The organism is Hymenobacter pini, from assembly GCF_020421205.1.
GTDB lineage: Bacteria > Bacteroidota > Bacteroidia > Cytophagales > Hymenobacteraceae > Hymenobacter > Hymenobacter pini.
Genome location: NZ_JAIZZH010000001.1, coordinates 705312 through 725772, shown reverse-complemented (window position 1 = coordinate 725772; position 20461 = coordinate 705312). Strand labels below are relative to the sequence as shown.

Below are 20461 nucleotides of genomic sequence, written 5' to 3'. Positions count from 1 at the left end.
CTCTCTCACTACAGACCGCACACGGCGTCTACCCGGCCTTCGGCAACTAGTGGGGCATCGGCACGCAGGGGCGGATGGATGGGATGCGGAGAATCGCGCAGGAAGCCAGCGGGCCGGCCGGTAAGTACCGCCTGAATTTCTGCTACTACCGATAAGGCAATTTCCTCGGGAGTCTCAGCACCCAGGTTGAGGCCGACCGGGCTGTGGATGCGCCCCTGCAGCCGCGCGGCGGCATCGGGCGTGTCTTGGTGCAAGTCTTCCAGCAGCCGCTCGTATTTTTTGCGGGGCCCCAGCAGCCCAATGTACCGGGTGGAAGCATCGGGCAGCAGGTGGCGCAGTACCTCCAGGTCGTAGTAGTAATTGTGCGTCATGAGCAGGGCCAGGCTACCGTCGTAGGGCTGCTCACGCACTTGAGCCAGCGGTATTACCTCCACGGCGGCGGCGTCCGGGAAGCGTGTGGGTTGAGCCTGGGCCGGGCGACCATCTACCACGCGCACCTGCCAGCCGAGGCCGGCAGCCAGCCGCACTAGCGGCTGCACATCGTTGCCGGCTCCGTACACCGTGAGGCGCACCGGGGGCCATAGTATTTCCAGGCTTACCCGCACAGCCGCATAGTGGTGCGTGGCCGGTTGCCCGGCCGCCAGCGCCTCCTGGCAGGCGGTCAGCAGCTCCGGATACAGCCCGGCCTGCGCGGGTATGGTTCCCTCGAAAGTACCGTTGGGCAGCAGCGCCAGCCGCTGACCCACGGCCACTCCAGAAGCAGAACCAGCCGTGGCAAATACGGTAGCAACGACGGCCGGCGAAGTAGCTTGCTCAGCCCAGCGTCGCAATTGCTCCATGGGGTTATCCGGATTCTGAAAATCCAGCGGCTCCAGCAGAATCTGCACGATGCCCTGGCAACCCAGCGCGGCCCCAAACTGCAGGTCGTCGTCGGGGTCCGTGGAGTCGTAGGTTACTACTGTGGGGCGACCCTGCTGAATGGTGCGGCGGGCCCGCTGGCGGGCGTCCCCTTCCAGGCAGCCGCCGCTAATAGCCCCGGTCAGCTGGCCCTCATCAGTAACGAGCATGCGCGCGCCGGGCCGACGATAGGCCGAGCCGGCTACATCTACCACCGAGGCCAAAGCGCAAGCCCGGCCAGCAGCTTGGTGCTCGTCGTAGGCAATCAGCAGACGTTGAAGTTCAGTCATAGTACAAAAGATACGGCAGGAAACCGATGGCGTTGGCCTGAACAGACAGAAAAGCACGTCATGCTGAACTTGCCGAAGCATGACGTGTGCTAACGTTGATTTACTATTTCAACATCAGCACGCGAGATGCTTCGGCAAGCTCAGCATGACGTGCAATAATCAGCATAATCTATGCCTGTGCGGCCTTCGTTTCCAGTATTTTATCAGGCGTAATGGGCAGGCTACGCACCCGCTTACCGGTGGCGTGGAACACGGCGTTGGCTACGGCGGCGGCCACGCCTACCATCGAAATTTCCCCGATGCCCTTCACGCCCATGGCGTTGATGTAGGGGTCTTTCTCGTCGATAAACTCTACCGTCATTTCCGGAATGTCGGCATTTACGGGAATGTGGTAATCGGCCAAGGTAGCGTTGGTGTAGCGGGCCATCTTCGGGTCGCGCGTGGTCTGCTCCATCAGGGCTGAGCCGATACCGAAAATGCTGCCCCCAATAATCTGGGAGCGGGCGGTTTTGGCGTTGAGGATGCGGCCAGCCCCATGTACGCTCACCCAGCGGGTAACGCGCACGGTGCCCAAATCAGGGTCCACTTTCACCTCGCAGAAGTGCGCCCCAAAGGAGTGCATGGAGTGGTTGCCCGCCTCATCTTTCTTGGTAGGATCGGCATTGGCGGCCGACTGGGCATCTTCGTAGCCGCTGCCGTAGCGGCCCTGGCCGTTGCCTTCCACGTCGGTCATTTCGGCCCGCTTCATCAGGTCGGCAAAGCCCTCCCCTTTCTGCGGGTTCGATTTCAGCTGCAGCCGGCCCTGCTTCACCTCCACATCGGTAGGCTTGGCCCGGTACAGCGGCGATTTCTTGTCCAGCACCGCCACCTTCGTCAGCTTCTGCCAGAGGTCCTGCACCGCCATGTACACCGACGACGATACCGTACCCGCCGCTACCGAGCCACCCGAGTTGGGTGCCGTGGGTAGCTTGGTGTCGCCTAATTCAAACCGGACTTTGTCAACGGGCAGCCCCAAAGCATCAGCGGCCACCTGCGTCATTACGGTGTAAGTACCGGTGCCCAGGTCGGTAGCGCCGGCCTGCACCACGGCGTGACCATCGGCGTAGAGGCGGGCCCGGGCCGTGCCTTGCGAGTTGTGCACCGGGTAGCTGGCCGTGGCCATGCCCCAGCCTACCAGCATTCTATCGTCGCGGGTAGCGCCGTTTTTGGGGTTGCGTTTGCTCCACCCAAATAGCTCGGCCCCGCGGCTGTAGCATTCCTTCAGGCTTTTACTGCTCCAGGGCTGGCCCGTGCTGGGGTCCTTATCCGCATAGTTGCGCAGCCGGATTTCCAAGGGGTCGATGCCGAGCTGATAGGCCAGATCATCCATGCTGCACTCCAGCGCAAACGAGCCGGGAGCCTCCCCCGGAGCCCGCATGAACGTGGACGTCATCACATTGGCCCGGGCCAGCTGGTACGAGGCCTCAAAGTTGGGGCACTCGTACAGCAGGTTGATAATCTTGCTGTTGGGCTCGGCGTAGTTGTCCCAGGGCGAGGTAGTGGAGGTTTTCTCGTGAATGAGGGCCGTAAGTTTCCCGTCCTTGGTGGCCCCTATTTTCAGCGTCTGGGTCTGATCCTCGCGGTGGCCCATGCTGGTAAACATCTGGGGGCGCGTGAGAGCCAGCTTTACGGGCCGCCCTACGGCCTTGGCGGCCTGCACCGTTAGCACAGTGTGGGGCCAGGTAGAGCCTTTGCAGCCAAAGCCGCCGCCGATGTACTTTGTCACCACCCGCACTTGCTCCGCCGACAAGCCCAGCATGGTGCTCAGTGCCTTCTGGGTGCGCGTTACGCCCTGCGTCGACTCGTACACCGTCAGGCGGTCGGGGGCTTCCCAATGGGCGGTTGTGGCCCCGGGTTCCATGGGGTTGTGGTGGTTGATGGCATGGTCGTACTTGTGGGTAAGCTGCACCGGAGCCGCCGCAAACGCCGCCTGCGGGTTGCCGCGCACCGTGTGCCCCTTAGTTTTGCCGTCCTGCACCTTTTCGGGGTCGAATAGCTGCGCCTTCTTATCCTCGAAAGACACTACCGGAGCTTCCGCCGCCAGCTGAATTTTCAGGAGCGTGGCGGCGTATTGCGCCCGTTCCAGCGTATCGGCCACTACCACGGCAATGGGTTGGCCAGCGTAGTGAATCTGGTCGGTGGTGAGGGGCAGGAAGCCCATGGGTGCCCCAATAGCCTTCTTGCCATCCGCGTCGTTGGGCGTTTTGGCCAGTTTGGGGATGTTCTGGTGCGTGAGCACCGCCAGTACGCCCGGCTGCTTGAGCGCCGCGCTGGCATCAATGCTTTGAATGCGGCCTTTGGCCACGTCGCTGGTACGCAGCACGGCGTGAGCCATGCCGGGCAGGTTGTTGAACTCGGCGGCATATTTGGCCTGGCCCATCACCTTTGCCCGACCATCAACGCGGTTCAGGGGTTGCCCAACCACTCCCGGCTGGGGATTGGTCTCAAAAAAAGTTGGTTCCGAAAAATCCATAGTTCAGGGTGGGTTAGAGTCAGGCAATTTTCAGCAGGGCCTGCACCAGCGTATTCTGGGCCAGCTCTACTTTGAAGCGGTTATGCTCCCGGGGCTGGGCGCCGCGCAGGGCGGCGGCAGCAGCGGCCCGGAAGGTAGCCTCGGTGGCCGGAGCACCCGTCAACACTTTTTCGGCTTCCAGGCTGCGCCAGGGTTTGGTGCCTACCCCGCCCAGCGCCACCCGGGCCGAGCGGATGGTACCGCCCTGCACATCCAAGCCCACCGCTGCCGAAGCCAGCGCGTAGGCGTAACTGGCCCGCTCCCGCACCTTTAGGTAGGTGGAGCGGCGGGCGTGGTTGGTAGCCGGAATCATCACCGAGACAATCAGCTCGCCGGGTTCCAGCACGGTTTCTTTCTGCGGGGTTTTGCCGGGTAGCAGGTAGAACTCGGTTACGGGCACGCGGCGCTGCTTGCCCTTGGCATTTTCCAGCGTCAGCACGGCATCAAAGGCAGCCAGGGCCACCGATAAGTCACCGGGGTAAGCGGTGGCAATGCAGCTGTCGGAAGTCCCCAGAATGGCCAGGTTGTGGTTGTCGCCTTCTAGGGCGGGGCAGCCGGAGCCCGGCACGCGCTTGTTGCACGGAAACGCCGCGTCGCGGAAGTAGCCGCAGCGGGTGCGCTGCAGAATATTACCCCCGATGCTGGCCATGTTACGCAGCTGGGGGGAGGCCGCCAGCAACAACGACTCCGATATAGCCGGGCACTGCTGCTTTACCACCTCGTTTTCGCCTACGTCGCTCATGCGCTCCATGGCCCCAATTACCAGCCCGTTGCCGGGGGCACTATTCAGCGAAATTCCCTTGAAGGGCAGCATGTTGATATCAACCAACTGGGAATGCTCTTCCAGGTTGGCCTTCATCAAATCCAGCAGCGTGGTGCCGCCAGCAATGTAGGCCGCCTCGGGCTTGTCCTTGCGGATGCCGGTGGCTTCCTTAGCCGTGCTGGCCTGGGTATAGCTAAAGTTGTTCATGTTTTAGAGCTGAGAAATCAGAAGTTAGAATTGAGATTTTACTGAATAGAATGAGGCAGGACTATCTAAGTTCTTTGCTCTCATTTCTCAGTTCTTACCCCTTCCCAGCTACTTCCCGCACGGCGGCTACAATGTTGGGGTAGGCCCCGCAGCGGCAGAGGTTGCCGCTCATCCACTCCCGGCACTGGTCGTCGGTGGTGGCGTGGCCCTCCTGTACGCAGGCTACCCCGCTCATAATCTGGCCGGGGGTGCAGTAGCCACACTGGAAGCCGTCGTGCTTGATGAAGGCTTCCTGCATGGGATGCAACTCCTCTCCTTTCGCCAGACCCTCGATAGTGGTAATTTCCTTACCCTGCTGCATTACGGCCAGCGTAAGGCAGCTGTTGATGCGCTTGCCATCTACGTGCACGGTGCAGGCGCCGCACTGGCCATGGTCACAACCTTTCTTGGTGCCCGTCAGGTCCATGTACTCCCGCAGGGCGTCCAGCAGCGTTACGCGGGGCTCGGCCTGGATAGTGCGCACGGTGCCGTTTACTTTTAGCTGCAGCGGCGTTACCCCTTCTACAACTTTGGAATAAGCTGCCAGCCGCTCGGCGTGGGTTACGATGGGCGGAGCCAGCGCCAGCCCGAGTATACCACCGGCCTGTTTCATAAAGGAGCGGCGCGAGCCATCGGCTGGCTGCGGGTTGGAAAGCGTCCCGTCCGGGGTATCAGGGGGAAGAAAAGTAGACATAGCAAGTCAGTAAAAGCCGGAATTATGTAGCTGCCCAGATAGCATCTTCTACACCGTACACAGGCGCGTACAGCAGTGTATAAGGCAAAATGCGCCCTTAGAAGTCCTCAATAGCAGGTATAGAGGTTGTACGCTAACCCCAACGCATAGTTGAGGTAGGTACATGGGTCCGTTTTTTTCCCTGAGAATGTCCGTTTCGTGTGAGCTACCGGCTAGCCACCAACTGCAGGTAGCTGACGATGGACAGGTAGTTACTTTTTACATCTTTGCCGGGCAAGTGCACCAAAACCGCCGTGCACCGGCTGGAGGCTGCCGTACCATCGGTTTCAAACGCAATACCGGCGCGGGCATTATCGTAGAAATAGTGCGGCGCAGCCCCGGGCTTCGGCCGGTAGCTGCCGGCCAGCACCAGCGGCCCGCACGCCCTGCGTATTTCCGCCAGCGTAGAGCCGCTCCCGATGCCACCAGCCGTGTGAAAGAACGGCGAGGTAGCCCGCACTGCCTGAATGGATTTGCGCATATCGGGGCCGGAGGCCGCCGTGTACACATCGAGTTGGGTACGCTTGGCAGCCGTGCCCCCGTACCAGGTAGCCCAGGCTTTTTGCATAGCCGCGTCGGTAGTGGCGGCGGGCCCCAAGCTGGTCAGCGTTTCGGGCGAAGTACCGAGCTTAATGTTGCCCAGACTCTTGCCGGGGCCGATGAGCGGGTTGGCAGCCGATACCGTCAGGCCGAGCAACCCAAACACGAGGTGTAGCATATTCTTTCTGCAATGAACCCTCGCTAGTACGGCCCCATCAGCTCAACAGTTTAACAAAAAAAGGCTTCTGCCGCAGTGGCAGAAGCCTTTTTTGGTGCGCGGGCAAGTGCGCTTACATGGTCGATTTGTCCATCTTCATTTTGCCTTTGCCCTTCTTGTTATTCATTTTGGCTTTGCCATCCATCGTCTTCATCTTATCCTTTTTCATATTTGACTTCATCTTCGTCGTGTCGCCCTGCATGGGCGTGGTTTGGGCGAAGGAGGCGGAAGCAGTACCCAACAGGAAGGCCCCCAGCAGGGTGGCAGCAAGAATCTTTTTCATGATGGATTGAGAGGGGGAATGGTGAGAGACACTATCAGCCGGCCACTATGGGCCGGCCGTTTTCTTCACACGCGAAAACTCAACAAAGGTTGCCTGGTACCGTCCGCATAATCAGGGCGTAATCAAAAGCTAACAAACATTAGTTTGACAACCTAGAATGCGTACTTTAGTGCCCGATTCGGCAACTCTGGGCTAGCCCAACTGCCACCTGCTGCCTCTCGCCCTTTCCCGCTGCTGACTTGCTATGCTGACAACGCGCAAAACCAACCGTCGCCAACTTATACTGGATGAAGCGGCCAAGCTGTTTAAGCAAAAAGGGTTTGGCGGCACCTCCATGCGCGACCTGGCCCGGGAAGTAGGCATGGAAGCGGCCAGTATGTACAACCACATCAAGAGCAAGGACGAAATCCTGGAGCTGATTTGTACCCGCATTGCGCACACCTACATCTCCCAGCTGGCCGACATTGAGCAGACCGACGCCAGCTATGCCGACAAGGTAAAGGCTCTGATCCGGCTGCACATACGGCTGATGATTGAGGACGGCGCGGCCGTATCCGTCGCCAACCACGACTGGAAGTACCTGCCCGAGCCCCAGCTTACGGAGTTCAAGCAGGCCCGCAAAGACTACGAAAAAGGCTTCGCGCAGCTGATTGAGAAAGGTATTGCGGCCGGCGAGTTCCAACCCGTAAACGTATCGGTGGCCCTGTTTACCATCCTCTCGGCGGTACGTTGGGTGGAGCTCTGGTACCGCCCCGGCCGGGAGCTGTCGGCCGAAGAGCTCGAAGACCACATCATCACCATGCTGCTCACCGGCCTGGCCAAATGAGTTTCTGGTTTCTGGTTGCTTGTTTCTGGTTTTGCCCGAATCACAAGCAGATCAACCAACTAGAAACCAGCAACCAGAAACCAGCAACTTATTCCCCATGAGTCGTTTTCACACCGTTAAAGTTAAGAGCATCACCCGCGAAACGCCGGACTGCGTGAGCGTGGCCCTGGATGTGCCCGCCGAGCTGCGGGAGACGTTTCGCTTTACCCAGGGGCAGTACCTCACCTTCCGCCGCCACCTGAACGGGGAGGAAGTGCGCCGCTCCTACTCTATCTGCAGCAGCCCCCTGGATAATGAGTGGCGCGTGGCCATCAAGCAGGTGCCCGAGGGTCGGTTTTCTACTCACGCCGTGCAGCAGCTGCGCGTGGGCGAGGAGTTGGAGGTAATGCCGCCCATGGGCCACTTCACCACTGAGCTGCATGCCGAGCAGCAGAAGCTGTACGTAGCGTTTGCCGCCGGCTCGGGCATTACGCCGGTGATGTCCATTGTGAAAACCATTCTGCTCACCGAGCCCGGCAGCCAGGTGTACCTGGTGTACGGCAATCGGGGCCGCAACTCCATCATTTTCAAAGAGCAGATTGAGGCGCTGAAAAATCGGTTTGTGGACCGCCTCAGCGTGTATCACATCCTAAGCCGGGAGCACGGGGAGGCCGATTTGTTTTTCGGCCGCATCAACAAGCAGAAGGCCCAGCAGTTTCTACAGAAAATCATTCCGCCCCAGGAAATCGACGAGGCCTTCATCTGCGGACCCGAGGAAATGATTCTGGGCGTTAAGGAAGCCCTGACGGAAGCTGGTGTAACCCCCGAAAAGGTGCATTTCGAAATGTTCACCTCCGCCGAAGGGGCCAAGCGCAAAGCCGAGCGCCAGGCCCAACGCCCCACCGGCCAGGACGATAAACAGAGCGTGGTTACCGTGCAGCTGGAAGGCACCAAGTACCCGCTGCCCATGTCCTACTACGGCGACACCATTCTGGATGCCCTGCTGGAGCGCGGCGTGGATGCCCCCTACTCCTGCAAAAACGGCATGTGCAGCACCTGCCGCTGCCGCGTAACGGAAGGCACCGTGGAAATGGACGTTAACTACTCGCTCTCCGAAAAAGAGGTGGCCAAAGGCTACGTACTCAGCTGCCAGGCCCGCCCTACTTCCGAGAAGGTGAGCGTGGATTTCGACCAGTAGCAAATCAGCAAAATCAGGACTTCATGCAGAGCTTGCCGAAGTATCTCTACCTGTTCCTTTCAGGAATGCTTCTGGTCAGTAGTTGCGGTGAGGTTGGAAACAATCCTCAAGCCGAGCGAAGAGTAGTAGCTGGCAAACCGTTCGTGTTACTTACCGGCCAACGACGTCGAATGGTGCATGACCCACTGTCTGCTCTTTTCAACAAGACTTTTAAGGATAGCATCTTACTGCCTTTGCCACAAACAGAGAGAGGAACTTTGCCAGGTCATCTTATCCCCTATAAGCGAGGAGATTATGGCTATAAGGGGGAAATTACCGTGAATGGCACCATCCTGAAAGTGAATTTATTCTATAACGATAACGACTATGGGAGCAATAGCCCGGTCAGTTGGAATGGAGAATATCAGCTAAGTAGACCATAAGGCTACATCAACACAAACTTTTCTCTACATTTAACTAACGATTGTTAGTTACTCTTTGTTGAAGAAGCATGGAAACGCTAGAACTCACCCAGGAAGAACAGTTTCAGGCCCGCATCGACGAGGACATCCGCATCGAGCCCAAGGATTGGATGCCGGAAGCCTACCGCAAAACCCTGATCCGGCAGATTTCGCAGCACGCGCACTCCGAGTTGGTGGGCATGCTGCCCGAGGGCAACTGGATTACCCGCGCCCCTTCGCTGAAGCGCAAGTCTATTCTGCTGGCCAAGGTGCAGGACGAAGCCGGCCACGGTCTCTACCTCTACTCGGCCGCCGAAACCCTGGGGGCCTCCCGCGACCAAATGCTGGCCGACCTGCACTCGGGCAAGGCCAAGTACAGCAGCATCTTCAACTACCCCACCCTGAGCTGGGCCGACATGGGTACTATTGGTTGGTTGGTAGATGGCGCGGCCATTCTGAACCAGGTGCCACTGTGCCGTACCAGCTACGGCCCTTATGCCCGCGCCATGGTGCGCGTGTGCAAGGAGGAAAGCTTCCACCAGCGCCAGGGCTTTGAAATCATGCAAACCCTGTGTGAGGGTGCGCCCGAGCAGAAAGCCATGGCGCAGGAAGCCCTCAACCGCTGGTGGTGGCCCACGCTGATGATGTTTGGCCCCAAGGACGCCGACTCGCCCAACACCGAGCAGAGTATGAAGTGGCGCATCAAGCGCTTCACCAACGATGAGTTGCGTCAGAAATTCGTGGATATGATGGTACCCCAGGCCGAATTCCTGGGCCTGACCGTGCCCGACGATAAGCTCAAGTGGAACGAGGCCAAGCAGGGCTACGACTTTGGCGACGTGGACTGGGCCGAGTTCTGGGACGTGGTAAAAGGCAACGGCCCCTGCTCCCGGGAACGGCTGCAGGCCCGCGTGGATGCCTGGGACCAGGGTGCCTGGGTACGCGAAGCCGCCCTGGCCCACGCCGAGAAGCGCAAGCAGCGCGCCGAGGCCGCTTAGGCATCAGCTACAAACAGAACGTCATTCCGAGCTTGCCGAGGAATCTCGCGTGCTGACGTTGCCAAACTAATTTGATTACCCACTGGCGAGATTCCTAGGCTACGGCTTTGCCTCCGCTCGGAATGACGCTCTTCAAGAACACCGATAGTATGTCTCAGAAAGAATGGCCGCTGTGGGAAGTATTCATCCGCAGCAAGCAGGGCCTCGACCATAAGCACGTGGGCTCCTTGCACGCCGCCGACGCCGAAATGGCCATCCAGAACGCCCGCGACGTGTACACCCGCCGCCTCGAAGGCGTGAGCATCTGGGTGGTGGAAAGCAAGCACGTGCACGCCTCCAACCCCGACGAATCGGCTGCTTTCTACGAGCCGGCCAACGACAAAATCTACCGCCACCCCACGTTCTACACGGTGCCGGACTCCATCAAGCACATGTAACTGGCGGGCCGCTATGCAAGATTCCCACACTATTGTAGTGCCCGACGTGACGCCCGAGCTGCGGCAGCAGCTATTTGAGTATGTGCTGCAGCTGGCCGATACCAGCCTCATTCTGGCCCACCGCCTGAGCGAGTGGTGCGGGCACGGCCCCATTCTGGAGCAGGATTTGGCCATGGCCAACATTTCCCTCGACCTGTTGGGCGAGGCGCGCAGCTACTACCAGTACGCGGCCGAGCTGGAAGGCCGGGGCCGCACCGAGGACGACTTGGCCTACTTGCGCAATGCGGTGGAGTACCGCAACGTGCTGCTGGCTGAGCAGCCCAACGGCGACTTCGCCCACACCATTGTGCGGCAGTTTATCTATGATGCGTTCCACTACCACCTGCTGCTGCACCTGCAAACCGGCCCCGATAAGCAGCTGGCCGCCATTGCCGAAAAATCGGTGAAGGAAGCTGCCTACCACGTGAAGTGGAGCGCTGAGTGGGTTATCCGGCTGGGTGATGGGACCGAGGAAAGCCGCCGCCGAGTAGAGGCCGCCATTAATGCCCTGTGGCGCTATTCGAGCGAACTAACCACGCCTTCGGCCACCGAGCAGGCCTTGCAGGCCGCTGGCTTCCTGCCCGATTACGCCGCTATCCAGCAGCAGATTGACCAGCACGTGGAGCGGGTGTTTGCCGAAGCCACGCTGCCGGTGCCGCAGGGCGTGTTTATGCAGAAAGGCGGTAAAACCGGCCGCCACTCAGAGCACTTGGGCTACCTGCTGGCGGAACTACAGTACCTGCAACGTACTTACCCCGGCTTGCAATGGTAGAGCATGCAACGGCACCCACCGAGGAGCGCATCTGGCAGCTGCTGGAGGAGGTTTCTGACCCCGAGGTGCCGGTGCTCAGCATCCTGGACCTAGGCATTGTGCGCGGGGTAGAGCTGCGCGGCGACGAGGTGCACGTGACTATCACGCCCACCTACTCCGGCTGCCCGGCCATGAACACCATTGCCACCGATATCCGGTTGCGGCTGCTGGCCGAAGGAATTACCAAACTCCACATCCACAACCAGCTCAGCCCGGCCTGGACGACGGCGTGGATGTCGGAGGCCGGCAAGCACAAGCTGGAAGCCTACGGTATTGCCCCGCCCCAGGACGCCACCGGCCACGTGCTCAACCTCTTCGGGCAGGAGCCCGTGCTGCGCTGCCCGCACTGCAAATCCACCAACACCCGGCTTGTTAGCCAGTTCGGCTCCACGGCCTGCAAAGCACACTACCAGTGCAATGACTGCCTGGAGCCCTTTGACTACTTCAAATGCCATTGACCTCACCCCCTAGCCCCCTCTCCTCGGGGAGAGGGGGGAACTAGTTTCTAGTGATTCTTAACCCTAATTCCACTCGCCCCCAAGCCAGCTCTACTTTCTAGAAATATAAAAGCTAGAGCTAGTTCCCCTCTCCCCGAGGAGAGGGGGCTAGGGGGTGAGGTCCCTCCCACATATGACCGACTCTCTCCATTTCTCCCTTGATGGCGGCGTAGCGACCATCCGCTTCAACCGGCCGCAGGTATTCAACAGCGTCAATAAAGACGTGGCGCTGGCGCTGCAGCAGCATTTGCGCGAGTGCCAGCAGAATCCCGAAGTGCGCGCCGTGTTGCTCACCGGCACAGGCAAAGCCTTCTGTGCTGGCCAGGACCTGGCCGAAATTACCGGCCCCAATGCTCCCGAGGTGGCCGACATCGTGGAGAAGCACTATAACCCCATTGTGGAACTGATTCGGGCGTTGGACAAGCCGGTGGTGGCGGCCGTGAATGGCATAGCCGCCGGCGCGGGGGCTAACCTGGCCCTGGCCTGTGATGTGGTAGTGGCGAAGGAGTCGGCCTCGTTTATTCAGGCGTTCAGCAAAATCGGGCTGATTCCGGATAGCGCCGGCACCTACTTCCTGCCCCGCCTCATTGGCATGCAGCGCGCTTCGGCCCTGATGATGACCGGCGACAAGGTATCGGCCCAGGAAGCCGTGCAGATGGGCATGATCTACAAAACCTTCCCCGACGACACCTTCGAGCAGGAGGCCGACGCCCTGGCCCGTAAGCTGGCCGCCATGCCCACCAAAGGCCTGGCCTACACCAAGCAGCTGCTCAACCAAAGCTTCGGCAACGACCTCACCCGCCAGCTGCGCGCCGAGGGCGACTACCAGCTCCGCGCCGGCAGCACCGCCGACTACAAAGAAGGCGTTGCCGCCTTCCTGGAAAAACGCCAGCCCACGTTTACCGGAAATTAGTTGTCAGTTGCTGGTTGTCAGTTGTCAGGCTTATATCATACCCCACAATTGACAACCACTCACTAACAACTGACAACCAATAACTGACAACTACATCATGACTATCGGAATTATTGGCAGCGGGGCCATGGGGGCGGGTATTGCGCAGGTGGTAGCCCAGGCCGGGCACCCGGTGCGCCTGCTCGACCAGAACACGGCCGCCCTGGACCGGGCCGTGGCCGGCATCCGCGGCGGCCTGCAGAAGCTGGCGGAGAAAGGTAAGCTCACCGCGGAAGCGGCCGAAGCCGCCGCCGCCCGCGTGCAGCCCACCACCGAGCTTGGCCAGTTTGCCGACTGCGGGCTGGTGCTGGAAGCCATTGTGGAAGATCTGGGCGTGAAGCAGCAGCTGTTTCGGGAAGTAGAGCTGGTGGTTTCGGCCGACTGCGTGCTGGCGTCCAACACGTCGTCGTTGTCCATTGCCAGCATTGCGGCGGCCTGCCAGCGGCCCGAGCGGTTTATCGGCATCCACTTCTTCAACCCCGCCCCGCTGATGCAGCTGGTGGAGGTGATTCCAGCGGTGCAGACGCGCGCCGGACTGGCCGAGGAAATCCGCCAATTGGTGCAGAGTTGGGGCAAGCTGCCGGTGCTGTGCAAAGACACGCCGGGCTTCATTGTGAACCGCATTGCCCGGCCCTTCTACGGCGAGGCCATCCGGCTGCTGGAAGAAGGCGTAGCCGACGCCGCCACCATAGACTGGTCCTTGACCGAGCTGGGTGGCTTCCGCATGGGGCCGTTTCAGTTGATGGATTTCATCGGGCACGACGTGAACTACCGCGTCACGGAATCGGTGTTCACTTCGTTCTTTTTCGACCCGCGCTACAAACCCAGCTTCACCCAGAAGCGCCTGTTTGAGGCCGGTTACTATGGCCACAAGTCGGGCCGCGGCTTTTACGACTACCGGGACGGGGCCACCCTGCCCGAGCCCACCCGCGACGAGGCGCTGGGCCGCCGCATTGTGCAGCGCGTGCTGGCCATGCTCATCAACGAAGCCGCCGACGCCCTGCACCTGCGCGTCGCCTCGGCCCCCGACCTGGAGCTTGCCATGACCAAGGGCGTGAACTACCCCAAGGGCCTGCTGCAGTGGGCCGACGAGTTGGGCCCCGCCACCGTGCTGGCCACCCTCGACGCGCTGTACGAAGAATACCACGAAGACCGGTACCGCGCCAGCCCGCTGCTGCGCCGGCTGGTGAAAGCCCATCAACCCTTCCTGCAGCATGAGCCAGCCGACGCCCGCTGAGCTAGTGGCCCGCGCCGAGGCCGTGAAAAACCGGATGCTGGAACACGACGCCTTTAGCCAGTGGCTGGGGCTGGAGGTGGCGGAGATGGCCCCCGGCTACTGCCGTCTGCAGTTTCGGGTGCGGCCCGAGATGTTCAACGGCTTCGGCATTCTGCACGGGGGCGTGGCCTTCGCCGCCGCCGATTCAGCTTTTGCCTTCGCCTGCAACAGCCACGGCCGCCAGAGCGTGGCCCTGAGCGTCACCATCGACTACCTGGAGCCCGGCCGCCTCGACGACCTGATTACGGTGGAAGCCCGCGAGGAAAGCCTCCGCCACAAAGTGGGCGTGTACCAGCTACGCCTCACCAACCAGCACGGCACCCTGCTGGCCCTGTTCAAAGGCACCGCCTACCGCAGTAGCATAGAAGTATTATAAGGCTGTTTTTCGTTGTTGGTTTTTCGGATAAGTAATGACTCTGGTCATCCTTCTTAAAACGCGAATCAATTTGACGAAAAACGAGAAACCAACAACGAAAAACGAGTTATAATGACCACTCTCGAAAACTACACCCTCGGCCGCTGGGCGGCGGGCTCCGGCGACCAGCAGGAACTCTACGATGCCTCCACCGGCGAAGTCATTGCCTTGGCCCACCCCGAGGGCTACGATTTTGCCTCCATCCTCGACTACGGCCGCCGCGTGGGTAACCCCGCGCTGCGCAAACTCACGTTCCACGAGCGGGGCCGCATGCTCAAGGCCCTGGCCTTTTACCTGCAGGAGCGCAAGGAGCAGTTCTACGAGCTGAGCTACCGCAGCGGCGCCACCCGCGCCGATTCCTGGATTGACATTGAGGGCGGCATCGGCAACCTGTTTGCCAATGCCTCGCTGCGCCGTAAGTTTCCGGATAAGCCGTTTTACGTGGAGGGCGAGCCGGTGGGGCTGAGCAAGGGCGGCACCTTCATGGCCCAGCACCTGCTGGTGCCCAAGGAGGGCGTGGCCGTGCACATCAACGCCTACAACTTCCCCATTTGGGGGATGCTGGAGAAAATTGCAGTGAACCTGCTGGCCGGCATGCCCGCCGTGGTGAAGCCCGCCGTGCCCACCGCCTACCTCACCGAGGCCGTGGTGCGCGAAATCATCAAATCCGGCATTCTGCCCGAGGGCGCGCTGCAGCTGGTAGTGGGGTCGGGCCAGGGTATACTCGACCACGTGACTTACCAGGATGTGGTAACCTTCACCGGCTCGGCCGCCACCGGCCGCAAGCTGCGCGCCCACCCGCGCATTGTGGAGGAGGCCGTGCCCTTCACCATGGAGGCCGACTCGCTGAACGCCGCCGTACTGGGCCTCGATGCCAAGCCGGGTACCCCGGAGTTCGACCTGTTTGTGAAGGAAGTACGCAAGGAAATGACGGCCAAATGCGGGCAGAAGTGCACCGCCATCCGCCGCATCATCGTGCCCGAAAACCTGCTGGAAGACGTGCAGATTGCCTTGGGCAAGGCCCTGAGCCAAACCACCGTGGGGCACCCGCTGGCCGAGGGCGTGCGCATGGGCGCGCTGGCTGGCCGTGAGCAGGCCGCCATTCTGCGCGACAAAGTGCGCCGCCTGGCCGAGCGCACCCCCATCGTGTACGGCGACCTGGACAACGTGAATATCCTGGGCCAGGAGCGCGGGGCCGATGCCGCCAAGGGCGCGTTCATCTCCCCCATCCTACTGCTGAACGAGCGTCCCTTCGAGCACCTCGACTCGCACGAGGTAGAGGCCTTTGGGCCGGTGGCTACGCTGATGCCTTATAAGGACACCGCCGAAGCTGTGCGCTTGACCAATATGGGCCGCGGCTCACTGGTGACCAGCATTGCCACCAACAGCGCCGAGGTAGCCCAGGAATTTGTACTGGGCGCGGCCACCCACCACGGCCGTATTCTGGTGCTCAACGAGGAAATGGCCAAGGAAAGCACCGGCCACGGCTCTCCCCTGCCCATGCTCATCCACGGCGGCCCCGGCCGCGCGGGCGGCGGGCAGGAAATGGGCGGCATCCGGGGGGTGGAGCATTTTATGCAGCGCGTGGCTTTGCAGGGCTCGCCTAGCATGATTACGGCCATTACCCAGGTGTACCAGCCCAAGGCCAAGCAGATTGAGAAGGACAAGCACCCGTTCCAGCACTACTTCGAGGAGCTGGAAATCGGGCAGGCCTACGTGACGCACAAGCACACCGTCACGGAAGCCGACATTACCAACTTCGCGCAGGTTTCGGGCGACAATTTCTACGCCCACGTGGATGAAACCTCGCTGGAAGGCACGCTCTTCACCGGCCGCGTGGCCCACGGCTACTACATCCTGAGCAAGGCCGCCGGCATGTTCGTGGACCCGCGCAAGGGCCCCGTGCTGCTCAACTACGGCCTCGACGAGTGCCGCTTCACCAAGCCCGTGTACCCCGGCACCACCATCGGCGTGACGCTCACGGTGAAAGAGAAAATCGGCCAGGAGAAACGCGACGAAACCGACGTAGCCAAGGGCATCGTGCGCTGGCTGGTAGAAGTAACCGACCAGACCGGCGAAACCGTGGCCGTAGCCACCATCCTCACGATGGTGAAAAAGAAGAACCAAGAGTAGTTATGCCTGACTTCTTGACGAATATGCCGGTAAATAGCCGGGCAGATTTCGCTAAATTCCTGATACTTCTACATCAGGATTTACTAACGAATCCGCATAAATGGGAAAACCAGACGCTGGAAAGGTTTCTGGAAGCCATGGCCGCTTACGCTGAAGACATTCAGGGCTTCTACGATAACACCCGTCAACCACTCAACGCCGATGAACCCACTTGGCAAAATTTCACAAATATTTTGCGGGGTGCCAGCGTGTACGAATAGTCTGTTTGCTACAACACCTACCCCTCACCCCACCCATGAACGACATTCTTAACGCCGGCAAAGTAGAAACCACCACCGATGACCGGGGCGTGGCTACCATCAGCTTCTTCCACCCCAGCCATAACTCCCTGCCCGGAGTCCTGCTCACGGAGCTGGCCGAAACCATCACCCGCGTAGGCCAGGAGGCGGCCACGAAGGTTATCGTCCTGCGCAGTGAGGGCGACAAAACCTTCTGCGCCGGGGCATCCTTTGATGAGCTGATGGCCATTGAAGACGAGGCCCAGGGCCAGGCCTTCTTTTCGGGTTTTGCCAAGGTGATTAACGCCTGCCGCACCTGCCCCAAAATTATCATTGGCCGGGTGCAGGGCAAAGCCATTGGCGGCGGCGTGGGCGTGGCCGCGGCTACCGATTACTGCTTCGCCACCCAGCAGGCCTGGGTGAAGCTCAGCGAGCTGGTGGTGGGCATTGGTCCGTTTGTGGTGGGTCCGGCTGTGGAGCGTAAAATCGGGAAGGCGGCCTTTGCCCAGCTGGCCCTGGATGCGGCCGAGTTCCGCACAGCCACCTGGGCCTGCAACCACGGCCTGTACGCCGAGGTGCACGACACCATCCGCCACCTCGACGAGGCCGTAACCGCCTTTGCCGGCAAGTTGGCCAGCTACAATCCCGAAGCGCTGCGCGAGCTGAAGCAGGTACTCTGGCAGGGCACCGAGCATTGGGATTCACTGCTGGTGGAGCGCGCCGGCATCAGCGGCCGGCTGGTCCTGTCCGACTTCACCCGGCAGGCCCTGCAGCGGTTTAAAAGCTAACCCGCTATAGCTGACAAGAAAAACGTATCGGGCTCAGCGAAAGCCGGTACCGGAAGTTGCCAGGAGCAGCTTCCGGTACCGGCTTTTTTCAGCTTGCCCATCTACCCAAAAGGCTCCTATTAGCTTCAAACGGGCTTTCATCAGAAAATCTTACCCTCTAATCCGTTTCTAATCTACCTCTAATTCAGCCCTAATACGGGGGGCGTACTCTTGCATAACCAACCACCGAATCCGGTTATGCAACGCTCTGTTTTCGTGCTGATGGCGGCCCTGCTGCTCGGCCTTCTTACCCCCCCCGCCGCGGCCGCTCCCCTCATCGGCGATACGGTGCGGCTTACCCTCTCCGACGCCGAACAGCGGTTCGTACAGAACAACCTGAACCTGCTGGCTCAGCGCTACAACGTGTCGGCCGCCGAGGCCCAGATTCTGCAGGCCCGGCTCTGGGACAACCCCACGGTTTCCATCGAGCAGAACGCCTACAACCAGTTCACCCACAAGGTGCTGGATGTGACCAAAACCGGCAACTCCATAGTGCAGGTGCAGCAGTTGTTTGCCATAGCCGGCCGCCGCAAAGCCGCCGCCAGCGTGGCCCAGCAAAATGCGCTGGTGGAGCAGTTCACCTTTCAGGATTTGCTGCGTACCCTGCGCTATCAGCTCCGCAGCACTTTCTACGACCTGTATTTCAAGCAGCAGAGCGTGGGTGTGTACGATAAGGAAGTAGCCAGCTTTCAGCGCACCGTGAGCCTGTACCAAGGGCAGTACGACAAGGGCAACATTGCCCTGAAAGAAGTGATTCGGCTGAAAGCCTTCCTGTTTCAGCTCCGCAACGAGCGGCAGGCCCTGCTCAACGACATTGCCTCTCAGCAGGCCGACCTGCGCACCCTGATGCGCGACACCACCGGGGCCTACTACCTGCCCCAGGCCGACCAGAACCGCCTGAAAGCCCTGAGCCTGACTGGCCGCACCGAGGCGCAGCTCATCGACTCAGCCCAGGTGAACCGCGCCGACCTGAAAGCCCGCCAGGCCGCCGTGCAGCAGCAAACCCAGAACCTACGCCTGCAACGCGCCCTGGCTACCCCCGACCTGGCCGTGGGCTACGTGTACGACCGGGCCGGCAACTACATCCAGAACTACAACGCCGTTACGCTGGGCGTGGCCGTGCCCATTTTCAACCGCAACCAGGGCAATATCCGCACCGCCCAGAACCAGATTGAGGTAAGCAAGGCCCAGTTGGGCCAGCAGCAGCTGCAGGTGCAGAACGACGTGCAGGAAGCCTGGCGCCTGGCCCGCCAGAACGATCAGCTCTACCAGGGCACCGACCGGGAAACCTCCGACTTCGACCGCCTGATGAAGGGCATTGACGAGAGCTACGCCAAGCGCAACCTCACCATTGTGGAGTTCCTGGATTTCTACGAGAGCTACAAGAACAACCTGGTGCAGCTCAACAGCCTGCGCGCCAACCGGGTGCGCGCCTTCGAACAACTCAACTACGCCGTGGGCCGCCCGGTGTTCAACGCCGAATAGCCATGCAGCCAGCTTCCCAACCTTCTCTTTCTCCCCTCAAACGCTCTTTCCCGATGACCCGCTTTGCCACTTTGGCCACTTCCCTGGCCCTTCCGCTCGCCCTGGGATTGGCGGGCTGCTCGAAATCCGAAGAAACCGACGCCCCGCAGAAGGCCGAAGCCGGCTTCTCGATGTCGGACCAGATGCTGCGGGAACTGAAGATTGACACGGTGCGCCGGGAGCCAGTGCGCGACGAACTGAACCTCTCGGGCCAGATTGCCACCGACGGCGACAAAACCGTGAAGGTGTACCCCCTAGTGGGTGGCGTGGTGGAGCAGCTGAGCGTGGAGTTGGGCGACCATGTGGAGAAAGGCCAGGTGCTGGCCGTTATCAAGAGTGGCGAAATAGCTGATCTGCAGAACCAGAGCAGCACCGCCGGCACCGACCTGGATATTGCCCGCAAAAACCTCTCGGTGCTGGAAGACCAGTACAAGGCCGGCCTGGCCTCGGAGCGGGATGTGAGCCTGGCCCGCCAAGAACTGCGCAAAGCCCAAAGCAACGTGGGCAAAACCCGCAAGCAACTGGGTGTGTACGGCGTATCGGCCGACGGTACTTACACGCTCCGGGCCCCCATTTCGGGCTTTATCACGGAGAAGAACGTGACCGACCACATGCAGTTCAATGCCGATAACGTGGGCAACTTGTTCACGGTGAGCAACCTCGACGACGTGTGGATACTGGCTAACGTGTTTGAATCGGACATTGCCAAGGTGCGGGAAGGCTACCAAGCCGATGTAACCACCCTCTCCTACCCCGACAAGCACTTCCAGGGCCGCATTGACAAGGTATTCAACGTGCTCGACCCCGAGAGCAAGGTGATGAAGGTGCGCGTGAAGCTCAACAACCCCGGCTACCAGCTCAAGCCCGAGATGTACGCGCAGATTAAGGTGCTGAACACCGAAGATCAGCAGATGCTGGCCGTACCCGCCAAGTGCGTGGTGTTCGACAAGGACCGCAACTTTGTGATGGTGTTCAAGGACCGCAACCACGTGGAAACCCGAGAGGTGCAAATTGCCAAAACCGTGGGCGACGTGAGCTACGTGCAGTCGGGCCTGAAAGACGGGGAGCACATCATTGCCCAAAACCAACTGCTGGTCTACGACGAGCTGAACGACTAGAGCTAGAAAGCTAGCTCCCCTCCTCAGATGAGGAGGGGTTGAGGGTGGTTGACCGGAGCGCCAGTCCGTCATTAAGTACTAGCGCTAAGAACTATCTAACCGATTATCAACCACCCCCGACCCCTCCTCATCTGAGGAGGGGAGCTAGGCTAGCACTGCTTTTTCCAGCTCAAGTCACCGCCCTCTAGCTTCT

20 protein-coding genes are annotated in these 20461 nt (G+C 60.4%); 14 read left to right on the top strand and 6 right to left on the bottom strand.

The genetic code is table 11. From position 1 onward, the window contains the following. Positions 1-8 precede the first annotated feature (8 nt). From LF252_RS03140 to LF252_RS03115, 6 genes are all read right to left on the bottom strand, one after another. Complete coding sequence (locus tag LF252_RS03140; protein ID WP_226267374.1) at positions 9-1187, bottom strand: XdhC family protein; 1179 nt, start codon at positions 1185-1187, stop codon at positions 9-11. Between the two features lie 169 nt (positions 1188-1356). Further along, positions 1357-3699 carry a xanthine dehydrogenase family protein molybdopterin-binding subunit gene (locus tag LF252_RS03135; protein ID WP_226267372.1) on the bottom strand — a complete coding sequence of 781 codons (2343 nt, stop codon included), beginning with the start codon at positions 3697-3699 and terminating at the stop codon, positions 1357-1359. A gap of 19 nt (positions 3700-3718) precedes the next feature. Beyond that, positions 3719-4708 carry an FAD binding domain-containing protein gene (locus tag LF252_RS03130; protein ID WP_226267370.1) on the bottom strand — a complete coding sequence of 330 codons (990 nt, stop codon included), beginning with the start codon at positions 4706-4708 and terminating at the stop codon, positions 3719-3721. A gap of 94 nt (positions 4709-4802) precedes the next feature. Further along, positions 4803-5441 carry a (2Fe-2S)-binding protein gene (locus LF252_RS03125; RefSeq protein ID WP_226267360.1) on the bottom strand — a complete coding sequence of 213 codons (639 nt, stop codon included), beginning with the start codon at positions 5439-5441 and terminating at the stop codon, positions 4803-4805. 205 nt (positions 5442-5646) lie between these two features. Beyond that, positions 5647-6198, bottom strand: a complete 552-nt coding sequence (locus LF252_RS03120) for a hypothetical protein (protein ID WP_226267357.1) — start codon at positions 6196-6198, stop codon at positions 5647-5649. A 112-nt stretch (positions 6199-6310) separates the two neighbouring features. Beyond that, positions 6311-6520 (bottom strand): hypothetical protein, encoded by a 210-nt coding sequence (locus tag LF252_RS03115; protein WP_226267355.1) that lies wholly within the window; start codon positions 6518-6520, stop codon positions 6311-6313. 244 nt (positions 6521-6764) lie between these two features. Between LF252_RS03115 and LF252_RS03110 the strand changes: the two genes are divergently transcribed. From LF252_RS03110 to LF252_RS03045, 14 genes are all read left to right on the top strand, one after another. Continuing rightward, positions 6765-7346, top strand: a complete 582-nt coding sequence (locus tag LF252_RS03110; protein ID WP_226267353.1) for a TetR/AcrR family transcriptional regulator — start codon at positions 6765-6767, stop codon at positions 7344-7346. A gap of 97 nt (positions 7347-7443) precedes the next feature. Continuing rightward, positions 7444-8523 (top strand): 1,2-phenylacetyl-CoA epoxidase subunit PaaE, encoded by a 1080-nt coding sequence (gene paaE, locus LF252_RS03105; protein ID WP_226267352.1) that lies wholly within the window; start codon positions 7444-7446, stop codon positions 8521-8523. A gap of 490 nt (positions 8524-9013) precedes the next feature. Beyond that, positions 9014-9961 (top strand): 1,2-phenylacetyl-CoA epoxidase subunit PaaA, encoded by a 948-nt coding sequence (gene paaA, locus LF252_RS03100; RefSeq protein ID WP_226267350.1) that lies wholly within the window; start codon positions 9014-9016, stop codon positions 9959-9961. A gap of 149 nt (positions 9962-10110) precedes the next feature. Next, positions 10111-10398, top strand: coding sequence for a 1,2-phenylacetyl-CoA epoxidase subunit PaaB (paaB, locus tag LF252_RS03095; RefSeq protein ID WP_226267348.1), 288 nt, complete (start codon positions 10111-10113; stop codon positions 10396-10398). A gap of 13 nt (positions 10399-10411) precedes the next feature. Beyond that, complete coding sequence (gene paaC, locus LF252_RS03090) at positions 10412-11209, top strand: 1,2-phenylacetyl-CoA epoxidase subunit PaaC (RefSeq protein ID WP_226267346.1); 798 nt, start codon at positions 10412-10414, stop codon at positions 11207-11209. Then, positions 11203-11706 carry a 1,2-phenylacetyl-CoA epoxidase subunit PaaD gene (gene paaD / locus LF252_RS03085; protein ID WP_226267344.1) on the top strand — a complete coding sequence of 168 codons (504 nt, stop codon included), beginning with the start codon at positions 11203-11205 and terminating at the stop codon, positions 11704-11706. Before paaC ends, paaD begins: the two co-directional genes overlap by 7 nt. 172 nt (positions 11707-11878) lie before the next feature. Then, positions 11879-12658 carry an enoyl-CoA hydratase-related protein gene (locus tag LF252_RS03080; RefSeq protein ID WP_226267342.1) on the top strand — a complete coding sequence of 260 codons (780 nt, stop codon included), beginning with the start codon at positions 11879-11881 and terminating at the stop codon, positions 12656-12658. Positions 12659-12755: 97 nt separating this feature from the next. Further along, a complete protein-coding gene (locus LF252_RS03075) occupies positions 12756-13934 on the top strand; it encodes a 3-hydroxyacyl-CoA dehydrogenase NAD-binding domain-containing protein (RefSeq protein ID WP_226267340.1) in 1179 nt (392 codons plus the stop codon). Further along, on the top strand, positions 13912-14349 hold the full coding sequence (gene paaI, locus LF252_RS03070; RefSeq protein ID WP_226267338.1) for a hydroxyphenylacetyl-CoA thioesterase PaaI: 438 nt from the start codon (positions 13912-13914) through the stop codon (positions 14347-14349). Before LF252_RS03075 ends, paaI begins: the two co-directional genes overlap by 23 nt. A gap of 111 nt (positions 14350-14460) precedes the next feature. After that, positions 14461-16521: a phenylacetic acid degradation bifunctional protein PaaZ gene (paaZ, locus tag LF252_RS03065; RefSeq protein WP_226267336.1), complete on the top strand. Its 2061-nt coding sequence runs from the start codon at positions 14461-14463 to the stop codon at positions 16519-16521. 2 nt (positions 16522-16523) lie between these two features. Then, on the top strand, positions 16524-16781 hold the full coding sequence (locus tag LF252_RS03060) for a DUF7660 family protein (RefSeq protein ID WP_226267334.1): 258 nt from the start codon (positions 16524-16526) through the stop codon (positions 16779-16781). A 35-nt stretch (positions 16782-16816) separates the two neighbouring features. Further along, complete coding sequence (locus LF252_RS03055; RefSeq protein WP_226267332.1) at positions 16817-17587, top strand: enoyl-CoA hydratase/isomerase family protein; 771 nt, start codon at positions 16817-16819, stop codon at positions 17585-17587. A gap of 237 nt (positions 17588-17824) precedes the next feature. Next, the gene (locus tag LF252_RS03050) at positions 17825-19111 is read left to right on the top strand and encodes a TolC family protein (RefSeq protein ID WP_226267330.1); all 1287 of its coding nucleotides are present in this window, start codon (positions 17825-17827) and stop codon (positions 19109-19111) included. 53 nt (positions 19112-19164) lie between these two features. Further along, on the top strand, positions 19165-20268 hold the full coding sequence (locus LF252_RS03045; RefSeq protein ID WP_226267328.1) for an efflux RND transporter periplasmic adaptor subunit: 1104 nt from the start codon (positions 19165-19167) through the stop codon (positions 20266-20268). Positions 20269-20461 lie beyond the last annotated feature (193 nt).

What these genes read in the sequence shown, in the direction of transcription:
- LF252_RS03140 (WP_226267374.1), bottom strand. Translation starts at nt 1,187, where the DNA reads ATGACTGAACTTCAACGTCTGCTGATTGCCTACGACGAGCACCAAGCT.
- LF252_RS03135 (WP_226267372.1), bottom strand. Translation starts at nt 3,699, where the DNA reads ATGGATTTTTCGGAACCAACTTTTTTTGAGACCAATCCCCAGCCGGGA.
- LF252_RS03130 (WP_226267370.1), bottom strand. Translation starts at nt 4,708, where the DNA reads ATGAACAACTTTAGCTATACCCAGGCCAGCACGGCTAAGGAAGCCACC.
- LF252_RS03125 (WP_226267360.1), bottom strand. Translation starts at nt 5,441, where the DNA reads ATGTCTACTTTTCTTCCCCCTGATACCCCGGACGGGACGCTTTCCAAC.
- LF252_RS03120 (WP_226267357.1), bottom strand. Translation starts at nt 6,198, where the DNA reads ATGCTACACCTCGTGTTTGGGTTGCTCGGCCTGACGGTATCGGCTGCC.
- LF252_RS03115 (WP_226267355.1), bottom strand. Translation starts at nt 6,520, where the DNA reads ATGAAAAAGATTCTTGCTGCCACCCTGCTGGGGGCCTTCCTGTTGGGT.
- LF252_RS03110 (WP_226267353.1), top strand. Translation starts at nt 6,765, where the DNA reads ATGCTGACAACGCGCAAAACCAACCGTCGCCAACTTATACTGGATGAA.
- paaE (WP_226267352.1), top strand. Translation starts at nt 7,444, where the DNA reads ATGAGTCGTTTTCACACCGTTAAAGTTAAGAGCATCACCCGCGAAACG.
- paaA (WP_226267350.1), top strand. Translation starts at nt 9,014, where the DNA reads ATGGAAACGCTAGAACTCACCCAGGAAGAACAGTTTCAGGCCCGCATC.
- paaB (WP_226267348.1), top strand. Translation starts at nt 10,111, where the DNA reads ATGTCTCAGAAAGAATGGCCGCTGTGGGAAGTATTCATCCGCAGCAAG.
- paaC (WP_226267346.1), top strand. Translation starts at nt 10,412, where the DNA reads ATGCAAGATTCCCACACTATTGTAGTGCCCGACGTGACGCCCGAGCTG.
- paaD (WP_226267344.1), top strand. Translation starts at nt 11,203, where the DNA reads ATGGTAGAGCATGCAACGGCACCCACCGAGGAGCGCATCTGGCAGCTG.
- LF252_RS03080 (WP_226267342.1), top strand. Translation starts at nt 11,879, where the DNA reads ATGACCGACTCTCTCCATTTCTCCCTTGATGGCGGCGTAGCGACCATC.
- LF252_RS03075 (WP_226267340.1), top strand. Translation starts at nt 12,756, where the DNA reads ATGACTATCGGAATTATTGGCAGCGGGGCCATGGGGGCGGGTATTGCG.
- paaI (WP_226267338.1), top strand. Translation starts at nt 13,912, where the DNA reads ATGAGCCAGCCGACGCCCGCTGAGCTAGTGGCCCGCGCCGAGGCCGTG.
- paaZ (WP_226267336.1), top strand. Translation starts at nt 14,461, where the DNA reads ATGACCACTCTCGAAAACTACACCCTCGGCCGCTGGGCGGCGGGCTCC.
- LF252_RS03060 (WP_226267334.1), top strand. Translation starts at nt 16,524, where the DNA reads ATGCCTGACTTCTTGACGAATATGCCGGTAAATAGCCGGGCAGATTTC.
- LF252_RS03055 (WP_226267332.1), top strand. Translation starts at nt 16,817, where the DNA reads ATGAACGACATTCTTAACGCCGGCAAAGTAGAAACCACCACCGATGAC.
- LF252_RS03050 (WP_226267330.1), top strand. Translation starts at nt 17,825, where the DNA reads ATGCAACGCTCTGTTTTCGTGCTGATGGCGGCCCTGCTGCTCGGCCTT.
- LF252_RS03045 (WP_226267328.1), top strand. Translation starts at nt 19,165, where the DNA reads ATGACCCGCTTTGCCACTTTGGCCACTTCCCTGGCCCTTCCGCTCGCC.